The sequence below is a fragment of the Psychrobacter sp. Pi2-1 genome (assembly GCF_904846645.1).
GTDB lineage: Bacteria > Pseudomonadota > Gammaproteobacteria > Pseudomonadales > Moraxellaceae > Psychrobacter.
In genome coordinates this window covers 13,204-29,936 of sequence record NZ_CAJHBO010000030.1, presented here as the reverse complement: position 1 = coordinate 29,936, position 16,733 = coordinate 13,204, and the positions used below count along the sequence as shown (strand labels likewise).

The following is a 16,733-nucleotide window of genomic DNA, read 5'->3' as shown; positions in this document are numbered from 1 at the left end:
AATCAGACTAGGATTCAAAAGGGTTTGGGCTATAAAACGCCAAGACAAGTGTGGTTTGACTTTTATCGTCAAGCTGCGTAACTAAAATCTCCCAAGTTTAGTTCTACGGGATTGACAGCAGGGGTCACGTAGGCTTAAACTTGGGAGATTTTAATCAGACAAATGGCGGAAATATTTTAGGTGTACCTTAATCTTCTAACAAGTTGTCGAACGTAAGTAAAAACAGTAGGAGTCACTGCATATAAACTACTGCACTCTATTACTTACAATCAAGCTGCTTAATTAATGTCTAAGGGTATTATCGTAAAGAATGCTATTTACTTGCCTAAATAAAGCTTGTAAAAGGAATACCCATTACCTTAGAATGGCATTATTTGCGGTCATGTATATTTTGTTAAGTATCTTTTCTTGAATACTTCAAAATATCAAGCCTCCCTAACTATAAATGTTACTAATATTACCTATGCATCATTAACAGCTGGGTAATAAGATGACCCCATCATGTCTACTAAGCGCCACAAGCTTGTTTTACGATATTCATCACCAGTAACAATGTGGTTGGGCACGGTGGTTGCATGTTTTGCTTGGATCATGCACATCTCTTTATTACTGACACCTCTATGGGATAATAATACCCACTTAGGTCATGGTATCTGTGCTGAGCTTGCACCGATTGTATCGGCAGCTAAGCAGTATGAGAAAATACAGGCTGATATTACTCAAACGAATCACAACATACCCATTGATAGTGCCGCTCGTCATTTACCTCATCATAATGCATTCTTGTCTTTAGCATCGCCTGCGACCGTTAAGCCAGTCGTAACGGTTGTCGCCGCACCTTCACAGGAAGTCTTATATACCGAAGATAAAGTTAGAAGCTCTGACCCTGACTCCGTAAAATACAATGGCTGCGACTTTTGCACTGCCATATCTGCAGCACTATTACCAGTCGCTTTTACACACACTGGTTCAGCTTTGATAGAGCTGTCTACTGTCTTAGTTACGCTTTTGTATCGCTCAAATGCCTACTATCCTAGTAATTTTTTACAACCTCTTACACGCGCTCCTCCACAATCTATACTCATATAATCAGTGATATTTAAAGGCAGGTAGTTACTATCAATCAATGAGCTTATTTGATGCTTTGATTGACGCGTTTGTATGCGTTTGCCTAAAACACTGTGTTCAAAATACTGCACTCACAATATTGTGCTGAAAATACCGTCTATTTGTATCGGAACATGCTCAGTAAGCACCTATTCTAAACCCACAATTGCTCGGCCTAAATGGCATCTTGGGACAAAAAACTGAATAACCGATTTTATAAAAGACGTTTAAAACGTTTAAGAATTTCTAGGAAAACAAGATGTTGATTTCACCAATGAACGCTGTACCTACCTTAAAACTAAGTATTTTAGCCATAGCTTTATTTCAAATCAGTAGCGCCTATGCTGACACTGCCAAAATAAACAGTTATGGTCATAGCGAAGCGCTTCCAACTGCAACCTTACCGACAATCACCGTTTATGCCCCCGTAGCAAGTACCAATATTCTAGGCATAGCTGCAACGCTCGATCGCAATGATATCAATAGCAAACAAGTTGCGACCAGTGATACCGCTACCATATTGACCAAAATCCCTGGTATTAATGTACAGAGTGCTGGCGGTATCTCAAAATTACCTGTTATTAGAGGTTTGGCCGACAACCGTTTACGTATTTTGGTAGACGGTGTGGACTCAATTGCTTCTTGTCCAAATAGCATGAATTCACCGCTATCTTATATCGTACCTAGCGCAGTGGCAGACGCTACTGTCTATGCTGGCGTCACACCAGTGAGTGTTGGCGGTAATAGTATCGGCGGCACTATCGTTGTTGAAACTGCAGAGCCAGTATTTTCTGCGGACAGCACTTTGGTCAGCTCAGGTGAAGTTGGAGCGTTTTATCGCAGCAATGGTAATGGCTACGGTGCCAACCTTTCAACGACGCTAGCGGATGATATTTTTAGCTTAACTTATAAAGGTAGCTATGCTCAGTCTGATAATTATACTGCTGGTGGCGACTTTAAGTCTTATACAGCAACAGGTAACGGTGATAAAAAATTACCCAAAGATGAAGTCGGATCTACCGCTTTTGAAAGCAAAAACCAATCGCTAGATCTTGCTTATAAAAACGGTGACCATTTACTACAAGGCACTTATTTATCACAGCGTGTACCAGAGGAGCTATACCCAAACCAGCGTATGGATATGCTTGACAACCAGCTCGATAGAATAAACTTACGTTACAAAGGTGAGTTGAATTGGGGGCAGTTAGAAGCACAGGCATATACTGAGAACGTCGAACACTATATGAACTTTGGTGATGATAAACAGTTCTTTTATAATGACGCCAATGGCATGCCAATGTATACCGATAGCGAAACTATCGGTGCTAATATTAAAGGTATTATTGATTTGACTAATCAAGGCACAGTGACTGTAGGTGCTGAATATCAAGATTATACGCTCAACGACTTATGGCCAGCTTCCGGTACTGGGATGATGTCACCAAATGAGTTCCAAAATATCAATAATGGTCAGCGCCAACGTATTGGCGTCTATGGCGAATGGGAAAAGCAAATCACGCCGAAATGGACAACTCAAATTGGTGCTCGTTACGAAAACGTACGTACTAGCGCTGATGAAGTCAGTGGCTATAACATGATGGCTAATCAAACTCGTGATAGCGCTAACTTCAACGCTAGTGATCGAAGCACCGCTGACAATAATATTGATGCAACCGTGATAGCCCATTATGATATCGATGAACAACGCTCAATAGAGCTAGGCGTTGCCCATAAAGAGCGTACCCCAAGTCTTTATGAGCGCTATACATGGTCGACATGGCCAATGGCGGCTATCATGAACAATACTGTGGGTGATGGTAATGGCTATTTTGGTGATCCAAGCCTGCAACCAGAAAAATCCAATACTTTATCGGCAACTTTTGATTGGCGTGCTTTTAATGATAGTTGGAACATCCAAGCTACTCCTTACTATTCAAAAATCGACGACTATGTCGATGCTGTACAGTGGGACTCAGCTACGAACGCACCTGCAGCTACCCAAACAGTAGATCGATACAACGTGCTACGTTATACCAATCAAGACGCTAGAATATATGGCATCGATATCACCGCAGATCGTGACTTAGCCAATAATGCCTGGGGTTATTGGAGCCTCTCAGGTTCACTTAGCTATACCAATGGTAAGAACGAAAAAACTGGCTCTGATCTATATAACATCATGCCCTTGAATGGTAGCATTACACTTAATCATGAGAATAGCGGTTGGAAAAACCAAGTTCAAGTAGTGGGCGTCGCTGCCAAAAACAAAGTCTCAGATCCTCGTAATGAGTTGAAAACCTCAGGCTATGGCTTGTTGAATCTAAGTACTGGTTATCAGTGGAAAGATATGAGTGTCGAAGTGGGTGTCGATAATGTGTTTGACAGAAGTTACGCCTTACCTTTAGGGGGTGCTTATATGGGTCAAGGTAAAACCATGTCAATGAATGGTGAGTTAGCATCAGGGTCTAACTGGGGTACTACCGTACCAGGTGTTGGCCGCTCATTCTTCATGGGTGTGAATTATAAGTTTTAGTTTCGTTGATGTTTGCTGAAAGTGAGAAAAGAGGTAGTTTGAATCGACGTATAGCTTTCTTTTCCGCTACAGCCCATATTTATGGATAAAAAAGCCCCAGTCTTAAGATTGGGGCTTTTCGAATCTGGTAGGCGTAATCGGATTCAAACCAGCGACAACGTTGTTACCAGTGAAGATCTAATAACTATTTTAGAAAGTATCACGTAGGGCAAATGAATGCTAACGCAAAGCGGCAATAATACCAGCAATTTTGTAATATGTCAGCGCAAGCTCTTAAACATCGTATGACTACTACAAAATATTAAAACGCATGCAAAAAATAGATGATGTAATAAAAAGAGCATGATGCAAAGGTCCATGGCTTCGGGGCAACACGAGCTAGTTCAGTAGTCCGTTATAAGTGGTTCCATTATACCAGTCTGTTTTAAGTGGTCTGTTAATAGGTTTAGAGGGCAAAATAACTGGTTCCTTTAGGGTATACCCTAAAAAACTTCCGCCAGTTGTCTGATTAAAATCTCCCAAGTTTAAGTGTACGGGATTGACAGCAGGGATCACAATATTCGGTATGGTGACTTCCGTGCTGCTCACAGGGGAAGGAGTGACGTGGTTGAAGATGCTGGCGATGATGTTGATATTGTCGGGGTTGTTGCTGGCAAATGTGGAGCTAAAGCTGGAAAGAAAGCGCCAGCCAATATAATGATGCCGGTGAGCCCCAGGTTTTTGCTAACAGTTTATATATGTCATTTGCTAACTTAAAAATCCTGATCGGATCAGCACTTAGCGGATGGTTTATCTCTGCGATGGGTAGTATTGATATCGTGATGCTGAGTTTTGCACTCGCTGTCATCGCTTTGATAAATATTGTTATAAAAGATAAAGTGTATTCTACTCAAATATCGTAGTAGTTAATGTTTTTTGGCCGTAGGGGTCAATACTTATGTAGTATCTGAGCTTGTTTAGTAACTACTATCGTGGTGCACCAATTAAGAGCTTATCGTATGAGGAGCACCGCTGAGGAGCACCGCTGAGGAGCGCCACTATAGCAATGCACCAACTAGGAGCTTCTTAAATAGAGAATACTGTTTGAGAGAATATAATAAGACAAGGTATAACAAAGTTATCCTTTAGAAGGTCCTAGGTCATAAAATGCCAAGACACCATAGTTAGAGAATTGTAAGACAAAATAGTTAGTTACGAAACCAGGTAATGACAATAACATTAGGATTGTCTCGTAACAATTGGCACACCTATTGCTTTAACTATATTGTTATTTATGAATCAACAATTGAGGTGTTAGATGGCTTACATTGATCCAAGCGAATTCACGACGAAAATGGTAGATTCTGGTGAGTCTAAGATGAGTATGTCAACCAGTGATACCTTAATCCGCGCCTTTATGGCAGGTGCAATATTAGCACTGGCGGCTTTCTTTGCGATTACAGTAACAGTGAATACAGGTAATCCGCTGGTAGGGGCATTATTGTTTCCGGTCGGGTTTATTATGCTATATCTGATGAAGTTTGATTTGCTGACAGGTGTATTTACACTTGTGCCTTTAGCATTACTAGATAAGCGTCCAGGCTGCGACATGAAGCAGTTATTACGCAATTGGGGGCTTGTGTTTTTAGGCAATTTAGGCGGAGCCATAACCGTGGCTTTTCTAGCCTCTTTTATCTTAACCTTTGGCTATGAGACAGACGGTGGCACTATAGCGGCCAAAGTAGGCACTATTGGAGAGGCTCGTACACTAGGTTATCAGTCTCACGGAACTTCGGGCTGGTTTACTATTTTTGTTCGCGGTATGTTATGTAATTGGATGGTTTCGATGGGCGTAGTAGGCGCTATGATTTCAACTTCAGCATCTGGTAAGATGTTTGCCATGTACATGCCAATCATGCTCTTCTTTTATATGGGTTTTGAGCACTCTATCGTCAATATGTTTCTATTCCCATTCTCAATGATTATGGGTGGTGATTTTACAATCGCAGATTATTTGATTTGGAATGAATTACCTACAGTACTAGGTAACCTAGTAGGTGGTCTGTTTTTTGTAGGTTTGCCACTGTACTTTACTCATGTACGAACTCGTCCAAGCCGCAAATTGGTTCAATGATAATAAATGAGTTGTGCTATTAATAGACCTCGCTTAGGCGAGGTCTATTATTGAGGGATCAATCTTAGCTTCTGGACATCACAATGACACAGAAAAAAATTTCGGTGAGTATTAGTCAGCATTCACAAGCAGGAATAGGAAAGCTGGTAAATCAAGACGCTCTTATCGCCTATGTGCCTGATGATAGTCTGTTGCAATCTAAGGGCGCTGTATTTGCCGTTGCTGATGGTATAAGTACTAGTCAATTTGGTGCAGAAGCCAGTCAAATAGCAGTGAGTAGTTTTTTAAATGATTATTTAGATACACCAGAGACTTGGTCTGCAAAGACATCGGGGTTTAAAGTATTACTGTCAATAAATTCATGGCTGGTTGCACAAAGTCGACAAGGCGGGCACAGCTTTAATCAAAATAAAGGCTATGTGTGTGCATTTGCTACCCTTATTATCAAATCGCGCACCATTCACATATTTCACTCAGGTGATGTCCGTGTCGTTATGCTACACAAGGGTATTATCAATATTCTCACTCAAGATCATCGTCAAGTTTATGATGATGAACGTACTTATCTAAGTGCAGCACTAGGCTTAGATGATCATATCCGTCTGGATTATCTAAACGTTGAAGCCCAGTTGGACGCAACCTACCTTTTACTAAGTGACGGTGTTCATGAATATCTAAACAACGATGATATCATTCAGACATTAGAAAAATTACCAAGTGCTACCTGTGCTCAAATCCTTTGTGAATTGGCTACTACAAAAGGCTCTGTAGATGATGCCAGTGCTTTAGTGATAAAAATTAATGATCTACCAGCAGAAGATAGAAGTGAGTTTTATAGGTATACCAAAGATCTTACGCCCATAATCTCGTTAGAAAAGGGAGCTGTAATTGATGGACTGCATGTTGTTAGACCACTCAGTAAAACGCCGCGTAGCCACACATACTTAGTCATAGATCAAAATGAAAGTTTATACGTCCTAAAAACGCCTTCTGCTGAAAAAAGTCAAGATGACACTCACATTGAAAGTATGCTTATGGAGGAGTGGGTGGCAAGGCGTCTAAATAATGCTCATTTGATGACAGCGCCTAAGCTAAAAACGCCACGTTCAAAACTATATACTCTAAGCCACTATGTTGAAGCTCAAAGCTTAGCTCAATGGATGGAGGAGCATCCAAAACCGAGCCTTAATCAAGTACGATCTATCATTCAGCAAATTGCAACTGGATTACAAGTCATGCACCGCGCCGAGGTGATTCATCGTGATCTAAGACCAGAAAATATCTTGATAGATGACAAAGGGACGGTCACAATTATTGATTTTGGCGAGGTTAGCATCGCAGGTTTAGATAAGGTTAATGCTAACAATACAATACCAGGTAGTTTACAGTATACGGCACCAGAGTATTTATTAGGTGATGTAGGTACGGCAGGAAGTGATGTCTTTTCGCTGGGTATTTTAACTTATCAGATTCTAAGTGGTCAATTGCCGTATGGCCTGAAGGTATCTAATGCCTATAGCAAAAAGGCGCAAAATCAACTCAAAATTAGACCATTGTTAGAACTGGGCATACGTATACCAGAGTGGTCCGTTTATGCTATAAATAAAGCATTAGATATTGATCCAAAACGTCGCTATAAAGAAGTTTCTGAATTTATTTATGAGCTTAATAGACCAAGCTCAGATTTTAAACCTGATCATAATACCGCATGGATCGATCGCGACCCAGTGAGATTCTGGCAAAGCGTAAGCACTGCCTTATTAGTAGTAGTGCTTAGCCTGATTTTAAATGACTATTGGTAGCTCAATCGTATATTAGATCGAATTACCACGTTTTATAAGGTAAAAATTTACCATTGAGTACAATAACGACTCTATCCCCATTAGGATTTTCTTCTTTATCAATATCAATAGAGAAGTCAATTGCACTCATAATACCGTCCCCAAACTTTTCTTGAACCACCTCTTTGATGCTAGTGCCATAGATACCAACTGCCTCATACAGTCTATAGACAAGTGGGTCTTGAGGAACATCACGTCCCCAACTTTTTGTTGGATATTCCATCAAAGTAGTCTTTGCTTGGTCTGTAAGCTCTAGCAACGAGCATAATTTACTAGCAGGTGCCTCAGGCATACTATTATTACCAAAACAAGCTGACGTCACCCAAACAACTCCCATTTCTAAATAAGCAGCAATATCTTCCCAGCTTAGAGCTTTCTCTTTTTTAGCCAAAATGATCGCTTCTGTTAATTCTTCGCGTGTCATACTCAATTACTCCGATAGTTTAAATTAAATGATGAAAATTAGGCTTTTGCGATGCAACTAATAAGTTGCAAGGGTCGTGCCAGTTCAGGACAAATACCCAACGAGAAGCGACTAAATTCAGTCACTGCAAATGACTCTCACAACATCAAAGATTGCCATCAAATCATCGCTGATTGACAAGAAAAAAATCATACTACTAAGAAATAACGTCATTATTTTGCAAGACTTAGAAGCTAAAAGGTGGAGTTCTTAATCTGAATGTGTACGAGTGTAATGAACTACTAGGGGTACTGTATCGTTTATATACTTGTGCACCAAAATTGTTCTGATATGCTATCAGAGCACTCAATTGGGTCAAATTATTGCAATAAAATAGGGATTGTCGCCACTAAACTGCTCAACAAGACTGGTTTTTTTGAACTGTCACGATACCATTGCCAGTAACTTGTCTGAAAAAAACTTCTTTGAGACTGTTGGCCCCTGCCGTCAAATCCGTACAAACAAACTTGGGTTATTTTGATCAGGTGGCTTAACGATAATGCCCCATTATTCCCATAACAGACGTTATGGTAAATAGACACTCGATTCACAGCTTCTGATAATGACTAGAAACTAATCTATATGTCTTTATCCTGCCCATAGCATGGTATGTGCTCTAATCTATATGGTTATCTTTGGTTGACAGCTGCTAATAAATTCTTCCAAAAATAATTTGAAATTATCTACCTCAGCAAAAAAGTCTAGTCCAAAGTCATACCCTGTAATTTGGCTGTTTGTGTAAACTCCAACAGGCACTCTCAGCTTGATAAATAACAAATAGTCATTTGCTTTAAAGATATCCATAATAAAGAACATATCGATAGGACAGATAGAAAAAACCAGTTCATCTTCCTGTTCAAAATGATCTAAATTATTAAGCTTTGTAAGTTGTGTTTTTAGATAGGTTATATTCTCATATGACATACATCTATTTATTTCATTAACATCTTTAAAATCCAAGCACAGCAGTTCTGTTGTCACTTCAAAGTTGCACAATATACCAAACTCATTATAAGAAACTGGTGCAAGCATAATAGATATGTTTTTATTACAGTTGACTAATCTACTCATTTTAATTGCTCTTGAAAATGAATTACGATGAATACTAGTGTAAGACTTACCAGACTACCTATTAAATTATCTAAGACGAGTGACAGTAATGCGATGCAACATCGAAAATATTCCTTCATGTACATCATAAAGTACACCGTCATTGTCACAATAACTTAATCTATGGGTATATATAGCTCACAGTCAAATATTCAAATCCTCACTAGGGAACCGTATCCTCTTCACTCTATAAAATCCATAAAACGCCAAAACCAGTAAGAAAAGAATGCTATAAATATAATATAACCCGCATTCACGTAGATGTTCATACCCTTTATAGCGTCTAAAGTCCCTTGATATGTGATTACCTCCTTAATGCCAGCTTCGACATCTTCCACATTAAGACTTACCATCTGTCTAATTCCATTATGAAACCCTAGAAAATCTTTCTGTATATACCACCCTATAACGGCTTTTTTACCTTCAATCGGTTCTAAATATTTTTTGCCAAAACAAGAGGAGTCAGTATCAAAAGCTGAATAGCTGCACCCATATACTTCTTTACGGTTAAGATTACTGAGATCTAACAACATAAAAATGTGATTTCCCTCACCTACGTCCAAACTGCCTACAATACCTTCACTATAATTAAGCTCAGACTCTAAAGGGAAGTCTCTACCTTGCCAACTCAGTATTGCCCAGGCTATTAGCCCTATCCAAGTTAATAGAAGAATGACTATTTGAGCTTTTCTAGTTAATGTTAATACTTTGAATTGTTTCAGTCGTTTTGTTAAGTGTCTCACTTAGTACCAAGCCCTTTTACCAAATCGGCCATTAAATCCTTATCCGTTTGTCTGCTCAAAAAATCCAACAGATTATCGGCTGTATATTCCCTTAAACCGTCTACTGAATCCTTCTCTAAAGCATCTACAAGAAAAGCACCCAGTAGTATTTTTTGTCGTGTCAGCTTCTTATCTAATTTCTGTTTTTCTTCTAAATCACCACTATCCAGCAAGCTCATATTTTCCCTTAAACTAGCAAATCTATTTATTCCGATAACAAGGCTCATTTTAAAAGAGTTTAATGTAAGAAACTTAACTCAAAATAGATAGCTTTTCATCTGTAATCAGCATCATATGCACAAAAAAACGTAGTAGGGGCGAGTATTGCCATTTGTTCGTTTGCTCTCTATGGTCTTGATTAGCAATACCGATATGGAGAGCGTTTTTCGAATCATTAGATTGTTGTTTAATGTCTTGATAGTTAGTAGATGACATGGTTTTCATCAATAAAGCTTCATTGCTACTCACCAGCCAACGTTTCAAAGGCAGCAGTTTCTTAGCAATATCAATGAAACGTTGCAACTCTTTCTCATCTTCTTTTCCAAATGGTAGGTATGCTCTGCTACTAGACAGTTTTTCACGACATATCTCAATAAACCAAGTCCAGTCAGTCCCTGACTTTTCTCGTAGACGGTAAGCATTACTTAACAAAAGCGATAGCAATCTTAAGTCACTTTGGTATTGAATGTTCAGTGGACTCAGTACAGGGGTATTTGAATCTGATAGCTTAACAAAGCGAGGTTTGCCGCGTTTGGTAGTGATGTCGATAATCTCGCTGGCACGTTCTATTAGAACCTTTGCATCGTGAATAGAAATATTTGCTAACTGGGCTGCCTTACTTAATGGCATCTCTTTATCATAGGTCTGTAGTAGCAGTTGAACTCGGTTTAGACCATAACGACCAAACAATTCATCAGCGGCTAGCGTATTGGTACTCAAGAGAAATTGCTTATCACAGTTCTCTATCGTAAATTTAGGTGACTTGCGTTTGCCTTCTATAATATTTTTAAATAAAAGTGTACGGATACTAGGTATGCTGACGCTACTATTACGAACAGTCGCATTATTTTCCTTAAGCTTTTTGTTCGTAAAACCTGTTACGTTATACAGCGTCCGCTCTGGCAATGTTATATCTGCTTTACTAAGCGCATAGGTCGCCATCAGTGTGGCAAAGTGGTTGTAATACTCAAAGCTCCGCTCAGGCGATAAGTGCCCCATAATACCTGATAGAGCGTACCAGCGATCTTGTCCCTTTGTATGCTCCCCGAGTAGGCCTTCTTTTATACGCAGTACGTCGCTTTTGTCATAATCGGTGAGTGCTTCTACGAGATCTGAATGGCCTACTAGCGCTAAAGATAGGTTGCTTACTGCCGTATGCCTAAACCCATGAAAGGTATGCTCTGCTACATTATCATCTACCGAAATGTCTTTTAAGACTCGTTTGAGTAACTGTAAAGGGACATGGTCATCAATAGGGCGCTGATCCGATGATAAGGTAAAGATAAATTTGTTTGAACTGTCGCCAATATTACTCTGCACAAAGTTAATAAAAAAATTCAGCTCATTAGGTTTGAGGAGGGCAAATAAGGGAACGCGGCGAATACTACTTTGAGTCTTGGTGGGACGATAGCTATTGGGCCTTATTACCACTGATGGTACAGCTGTTTTTAAGCCTTCGATGTCATTATACTTAAGTCCCAACAGCTCTTTTTTGCGCATGCCAGTACGATAGACTAAGATAAATAGAAGCGCGAACATCTCCTGCTCCAATATATCTACAGAAATCAGTATCTGCGTAATAATGGCTTGATACGCTTGCGGTGATATCAGCTCCGCACGTACACGCCGACCATTTTTGGACTGCTGGAAGTTCACGGAGGGAAGGTTGTATTTGCTCTTAGCAAAGTTGTGCATACTCTTTAATAAATTGGCAGAATATCCAATGTCAGTATTGTTTCGTACGACAGCTTTGTATTCTAAGATGTCTTCATAGAGCTCTTCAAACTCTTCCTCTGACCAAATATCAAACGGCTGCGCTGTTGTAAAATACAACCACTCATAGCCTATGGTTTTAATATATTTCAAAATAGTTACGTTGTTCGGTGGTGCTTCTCGGCTTAGCAAACTGAGTACCCAATCTAATAAAATCTTTTCACTTAAATCATCGTATTGCTTATAACGTTTTTGTACTCTTTCGATAAGGGTAGGCGGCTTTTTACTAGTTTTTTGCTTTTTCTGTTTTTCATTCATTTTGAAGTCTTTAGTGAGATTTACAATCAAATCAGACTTTCTAACCTCTATTTTTTTGGTGGAAATGTTAGTTTTTTCTTTTTGATTAGTAGAGTTTTTGCTGATAGACAGCGTTAAAATATGTTCTAGATCATAAGGTTCATTTGTATGCTGATATTTCTGATTCAAAAACCGATCAAAGTTCTGAGTACTCAGTCCTGCAGTGTTATGCATACCTCGCAGTACCCCAACTGAGGCATGATCAATATCAGCGTCATCGAGACCCTCCCAGTAATAACTGGCGTAACGTAAAAACCTTAGAAAGGGAAGCAAGTCAATATTTAAAGGCTTGATCAAATCAGACAAAACCATGGTCAAGTATTGTTTGATCTTATCTTCTGACAGCTTGGCAATGATATGTGTGGTCTCTGCTGGACTGCTGCTTTTATGGTAATTCATCAACCAACACTGACTGACCATATCTACAACGATTTGCTTGGTGTTATAAAGCTTGTCACTACCTTCTTCGCGCTCGTTACCAAAGCGCTTTTGCACAAAGCGCGGCGAGACCATTATCCTTTCTTTGATAAATGGCTGATACTCTTTGGCGAGCAATGAGGTAAGCCACCCTTGTAGCATTTGCACCTCATTGATACCGCCATATACAATTCCTGAGAATATCAGCCAGCCAATAATCTGATCTTGGCTATAATCGGCTGTTTGCTCCCAATTATGCTCTACTGCGCGAACAATTTTGACTAGCACCTTACCGTTTTTAACCCAGCTTTTATCAGTAATTAATGGGTTAAACTTTATAGGCTGTGGCGCGATTATCTTAGGATAGTGATGCTCAGCAAGCATATAGTGCTTATTTTGATAATCGATAAACTGACTAACGGTTTGCCATGCTTGTTTTAGTGTTTTGGTAGTTTTATAAGCTTGAGAAATTTTATTCTGAACAATCTCTTGAAACTTATCGAACCCTTCGCCCGATAAAGGCTTTAGCTTATTATTAAAATCACGCTGAAACTGACCTAGCATCTGGCTTTCTGGTAACCATAACTCATCAGCAAAACTTACAGGGTTCGGTATAGCTAAAAAGGTGCGACTATCTGGCCAAAGTACTTGTTCGTAGTGCCCGTAATATTTATTAAAAGATTGGACGAACCTAATGTTGCCAGGATGTATTTCAAGTAAGAGTTCCCACTGGGTCTGTAGATCTACTAATAGCTGTAATTCACGTTTTCTTGCAGGGTTACTATCGTTAAGTAGCGAAGGATATGGTACATAGCGCTTTTTTCTACCATCAAATTTTGCTAAGCCATCAATAATTTTTGGCAGATGAATATTATCTATTAGCATGATCTACCCCTATATGTCTTCTCTGTATACGACTGAGTTTAGAATAGCTTTTAATTTCTATAATATTTAACCCTAAATACTCAGCCATCTGCTCAAATATAGGTGCAACACGCCTGATATCTGCTTTACTGCACGATGAGAAACGTCCCAATACTTCTTGTCGAGATTTTTCATGACCAATAATAGTGTTAATGAGTGGAAGCTGAACGCCACGTTGCTCAAGCTGCGTACGTACGAAGTGCCTTGTCCAATAAGGATTGGCATCAATAATATCTTTAGTCATATGATAGGCATCACCGCGCTTAATATCTTTTAAGTGATTTATACTTACAGATAAGAGCTTTAATAGTGCTTCATCGTTACCTAAGCCAATATTCTTAATAGTTTCGCTGATTTTTTGGTTTGATGGATGTCTAGTTTTATAGTCACTCAAATAGTCTCTATATTCTATTAGAAGGCGTACAACAGTAGGGCACAATGGAATTAGTCGATCAGTTTGCACTTTTTTAACGGGTTTATCATTGATAACAAGCCAGCCCATATCGAGATCGATATCGCACATTTTTCCAAGACCGTTATTTGGTCGCACGCCGGTTAAAAGGCAAAATACAAACCATACAAAGATACTGGTTCTATTAAAGTGCTTTTCATCGTTTGAACTTTGATCGGTCCAGTACCTCATCTCATTCAAGATGTCGCAAACTGTTTCAATCTTCAGCGCAAACGCTGAGCCCACCATATATTTGTGCCAAGGGGTGATATAAGTTAAGTCAAAGTCACTATGACTATTAAATACGCTCAGTGCTGATTTATAGTGTGTAAGAACTTCCTCACTGGTATGGCTGCTATAGTACATTGCTGGAGCGTGAGGCGCGGCCGTGCGGCAAATAATATCGGCGATATGTGCATGGCAATTTGGCGTATAGCGAGAGAGTACGACGTGTAATGCCGTTTCTATTCGATTGATTGAAAGGTAAGACAGACCAAGACTACTACGTAAGTCAGCGAGATAAGCTATAAAGTCCGCTTTCACAGGCAATTTGCAAGCAATCAGGTTATCAATTAGCCATAAAGGTAGTGGGATTTTGATGTCATCAGAGTGGTTTTCGTAATCTTGCTTCGTTAATGTCTGACTAACAGAGCGTTTAGTAATACCAAGGCTGTGTTTGATGTAAGCTCTTTTATCGTAGATACCAAAAATACTAGGATGACCGATATAACCTGATATGAGTAACGATTTAACTGGGAGACCAGTCAGCATTGAGAGCAATAGAATACCAGCGCAGACTTTATTCGTTTCTGCTTCTGGTAAAGATTTGGCATCTTGGTGTAGAGCGGCAAATAACGATTGGTAACCGACAAGAGGGAGCAGTCGTGTATTAGAATTGAGCGCAAGATTGCGCTGGGACATATAGTTTTGCTGCAGTGACAAATCAATAGTTTGTAGTGGTATAGACTGTTGTATGAGAGGGTCAGGATAGTTGTCGTAGCTAATATATGGTGCTCCATTGTGATCGACATACTCTTCGAAACTCGTCGTCAACCCTTCGTGAGTTTCGGTATGGGCGTCCAAAAATTCCAGATCTACAGCAGTAGTATTATGCTCGATATCATCCGGTGTACTGCTCCAGTTGTTATCGCTATGTGTACTACCCCAGTTATGAGTCAATGTATTGGGACCAGCCAAATATATCGGAGTATCATCGGATAATTTTATAGGCTTGATACTGTTGTTTTTTGGTGGTTTTTTACGCTTAGGTTTTGCTGCCTGTAAATTGTATGCGTGCTGGTAGGCAATTGTTATCTTATCTATTTGGCCAAGCTTAGCCTTTGCTATAGATTCTTCGTTTTTTGCTTTGACTGAGTCACTTATAGGGTTGTTAGTTAATGCTTCAAGCTCAATTTTTTTCTGCTCTAATAGATTATTGAGAAGGGTAGATATGTACTCCACACTTATGGTCATCTGAGACAAGTCGGGTAGTTCACGCCAAATCCACGTTCGTCTTATAGAGCTTGAAAACTGAGCTTGTTTAAACTGCATTAATATATTATCAGTGTGCTTTTTTATACCATTCGGCATCAGCAGTACGCTGGTGTGCATTGCTATAGCTAGCCAAATCAGATTTCTTCTTAGAAAATCATGGGGGACTCTGTTTATAGGGTTCTGCATGAGAATGAGTAGCTGCATCATCAGCGGCTTTTGTGCCAGTGCTGATTTGCTAGTCTCCATATAGCGGCGAGCCACTGGTTCCTTCTGTAATATCTGTACGATACGCTCGAACAAATTTTGAACAGAGTCATCCGGATATACATAGCTATCATTTACGGCAATAACAATGGCAGATATGGCAGCTAAAGCTTCTTCTGGATATGTAAATGTCTCATCATCGTTAAGTGTATTAACAATATCTGTCATTGCTTGAGTGCTAAGACACTCTAGCTGTTTATCAATACTTTCAGTATTTTCCATCATAAAGCACTCTCAGGACGTCTATGATAGGTTTGCTCATTGATGTTTATGAGTTGACAAAATGTAGTGATGGGAAAGGTATTCTTGTTGAATAATTCTTGATTGATACTCGTAGTTAAAATCTCATTTAAGCAACTATAGATAAGTTTTATATCTAAGCTCTTTTTATACCGTGCGATGATGTCAATTAATTCATAAAAAGGTATGCCAAACACCAACTGATCTTCACTTATGCTACCTATACTCACATCTTTTCTGGCTGTCTTCTGATCTATTTTAAATGATTTTAAGAAGTAGTAGAGTTCGAAATTATTGACCATCGACCATACTGTCTTTTCTTTAATAAATAATGTAGGTCTGAAGAAGGCTCGGTTTTGCTCCATTTCTATATTATGACTACCCATTGAAGGTCGAATATGCTTAACGTAAATATCGAACAAGCTAATGATATCTGGATGTATCGTTACTGTGTTTTTCTGAAGCTTAGGTATTGATATCCTATCCATATCTTCCTCAATTATTCAGTATCTTGTAGATAACTTGTGCTTTATATATACCCATGTGCTGACCTCCACTAATACTTTACGAGGACCAAATAATAATTGAAAGCCAATTTGTGAGGTTTTAGGGCAAAGACTTAAATTAAGCGACAGCGAATGACGTCTTGCGATACTTTTAAGCTTTTATACGTAATCTACGATGGTTCTACTTGAAGTGTTTTAA

The 16,733-nt window shown here is 39.2% G+C and carries 12 protein-coding genes; 5 read left to right on the top strand and 7 right to left on the bottom strand.

From position 1 onward, the window contains the following. Positions 1–501: 501 nt before the first annotated feature. From JMX91_RS12650 to JMX91_RS12630, 5 genes are all read left to right on the top strand, one after another. The gene (locus tag JMX91_RS12650) at positions 502–1,089 is read left to right on the top strand and encodes a hypothetical protein (protein WP_201549492.1); all 588 of its coding nucleotides are present in this window, start codon (positions 502–504) and stop codon (positions 1,087–1,089) included. Between the two features lie 277 nt (positions 1,090–1,366). After that, positions 1,367–3,640 (top strand): TonB-dependent receptor, encoded by a 2,274-nt coding sequence (locus JMX91_RS12645; RefSeq protein ID WP_201549491.1) that lies wholly within the window; start codon positions 1,367–1,369, stop codon positions 3,638–3,640. Positions 3,641–4,243: 603 nt separating this feature from the next. Beyond that, positions 4,244–4,396 carry a hypothetical protein gene (locus JMX91_RS12640; protein ID WP_166739250.1) on the top strand — a complete coding sequence of 51 codons (153 nt, stop codon included), beginning with the start codon at positions 4,244–4,246 and terminating at the stop codon, positions 4,394–4,396. Between the two features lie 541 nt (positions 4,397–4,937). Continuing rightward, positions 4,938–5,753, top strand: coding sequence for a formate/nitrite transporter family protein (locus JMX91_RS12635; protein WP_101204375.1), 816 nt, complete (start codon positions 4,938–4,940; stop codon positions 5,751–5,753). Between the two features lie 83 nt (positions 5,754–5,836). Beyond that, positions 5,837–7,555, top strand: a complete 1,719-nt coding sequence (locus JMX91_RS12630) for a bifunctional protein-serine/threonine kinase/phosphatase (protein ID WP_201549490.1) — start codon at positions 5,837–5,839, stop codon at positions 7,553–7,555. A 22-nt stretch (positions 7,556–7,577) separates the two neighbouring features. On the opposite strand, the gene cynS is transcribed toward JMX91_RS12630, so the two are convergent. The 7 genes from cynS to JMX91_RS12595 all read right to left on the bottom strand — a co-directional run bounded on the left by cynS (position 7,578) and on the right by JMX91_RS12595 (position 16,516). After that, positions 7,578–8,018 (bottom strand): cyanase, encoded by a 441-nt coding sequence (gene cynS, locus JMX91_RS12625; protein ID WP_101204377.1) that lies wholly within the window; start codon positions 8,016–8,018, stop codon positions 7,578–7,580. 660 nt (positions 8,019–8,678) lie between these two features. Further along, complete coding sequence (locus JMX91_RS12620; protein WP_201549489.1) at positions 8,679–9,128, bottom strand: hypothetical protein; 450 nt, start codon at positions 9,126–9,128, stop codon at positions 8,679–8,681. 221 nt (positions 9,129–9,349) lie between these two features. Next, a complete protein-coding gene (locus JMX91_RS12615; protein ID WP_201549487.1) occupies positions 9,350–9,910 on the bottom strand; it encodes a hypothetical protein in 561 nt (186 codons plus the stop codon). Continuing rightward, the gene (locus JMX91_RS12610) at positions 9,907–10,128 is read right to left on the bottom strand and encodes a mobilization protein MobS (RefSeq protein ID WP_201549486.1); all 222 of its coding nucleotides are present in this window, start codon (positions 10,126–10,128) and stop codon (positions 9,907–9,909) included. The genes JMX91_RS12615 and JMX91_RS12610 overlap by 4 nt, the downstream gene beginning before the upstream one ends. Positions 10,129–10,201: 73 nt before the next feature. Beyond that, complete coding sequence (locus tag JMX91_RS12605; protein ID WP_201549485.1) at positions 10,202–13,540, bottom strand: tyrosine-type recombinase/integrase; 3,339 nt, start codon at positions 13,538–13,540, stop codon at positions 10,202–10,204. Next, the gene (locus JMX91_RS12600; RefSeq protein ID WP_201549484.1) at positions 13,527–16,013 is read right to left on the bottom strand and encodes a site-specific integrase; all 2,487 of its coding nucleotides are present in this window, start codon (positions 16,011–16,013) and stop codon (positions 13,527–13,529) included. Before JMX91_RS12600 ends, JMX91_RS12605 begins: the two co-directional genes overlap by 14 nt. Continuing rightward, complete coding sequence (locus JMX91_RS12595) at positions 16,010–16,516, bottom strand: hypothetical protein (RefSeq protein WP_201549483.1); 507 nt, start codon at positions 16,514–16,516, stop codon at positions 16,010–16,012. The genes JMX91_RS12600 and JMX91_RS12595 overlap by 4 nt, the downstream gene beginning before the upstream one ends. Positions 16,517–16,733: the final 217 nt, after the last annotated feature.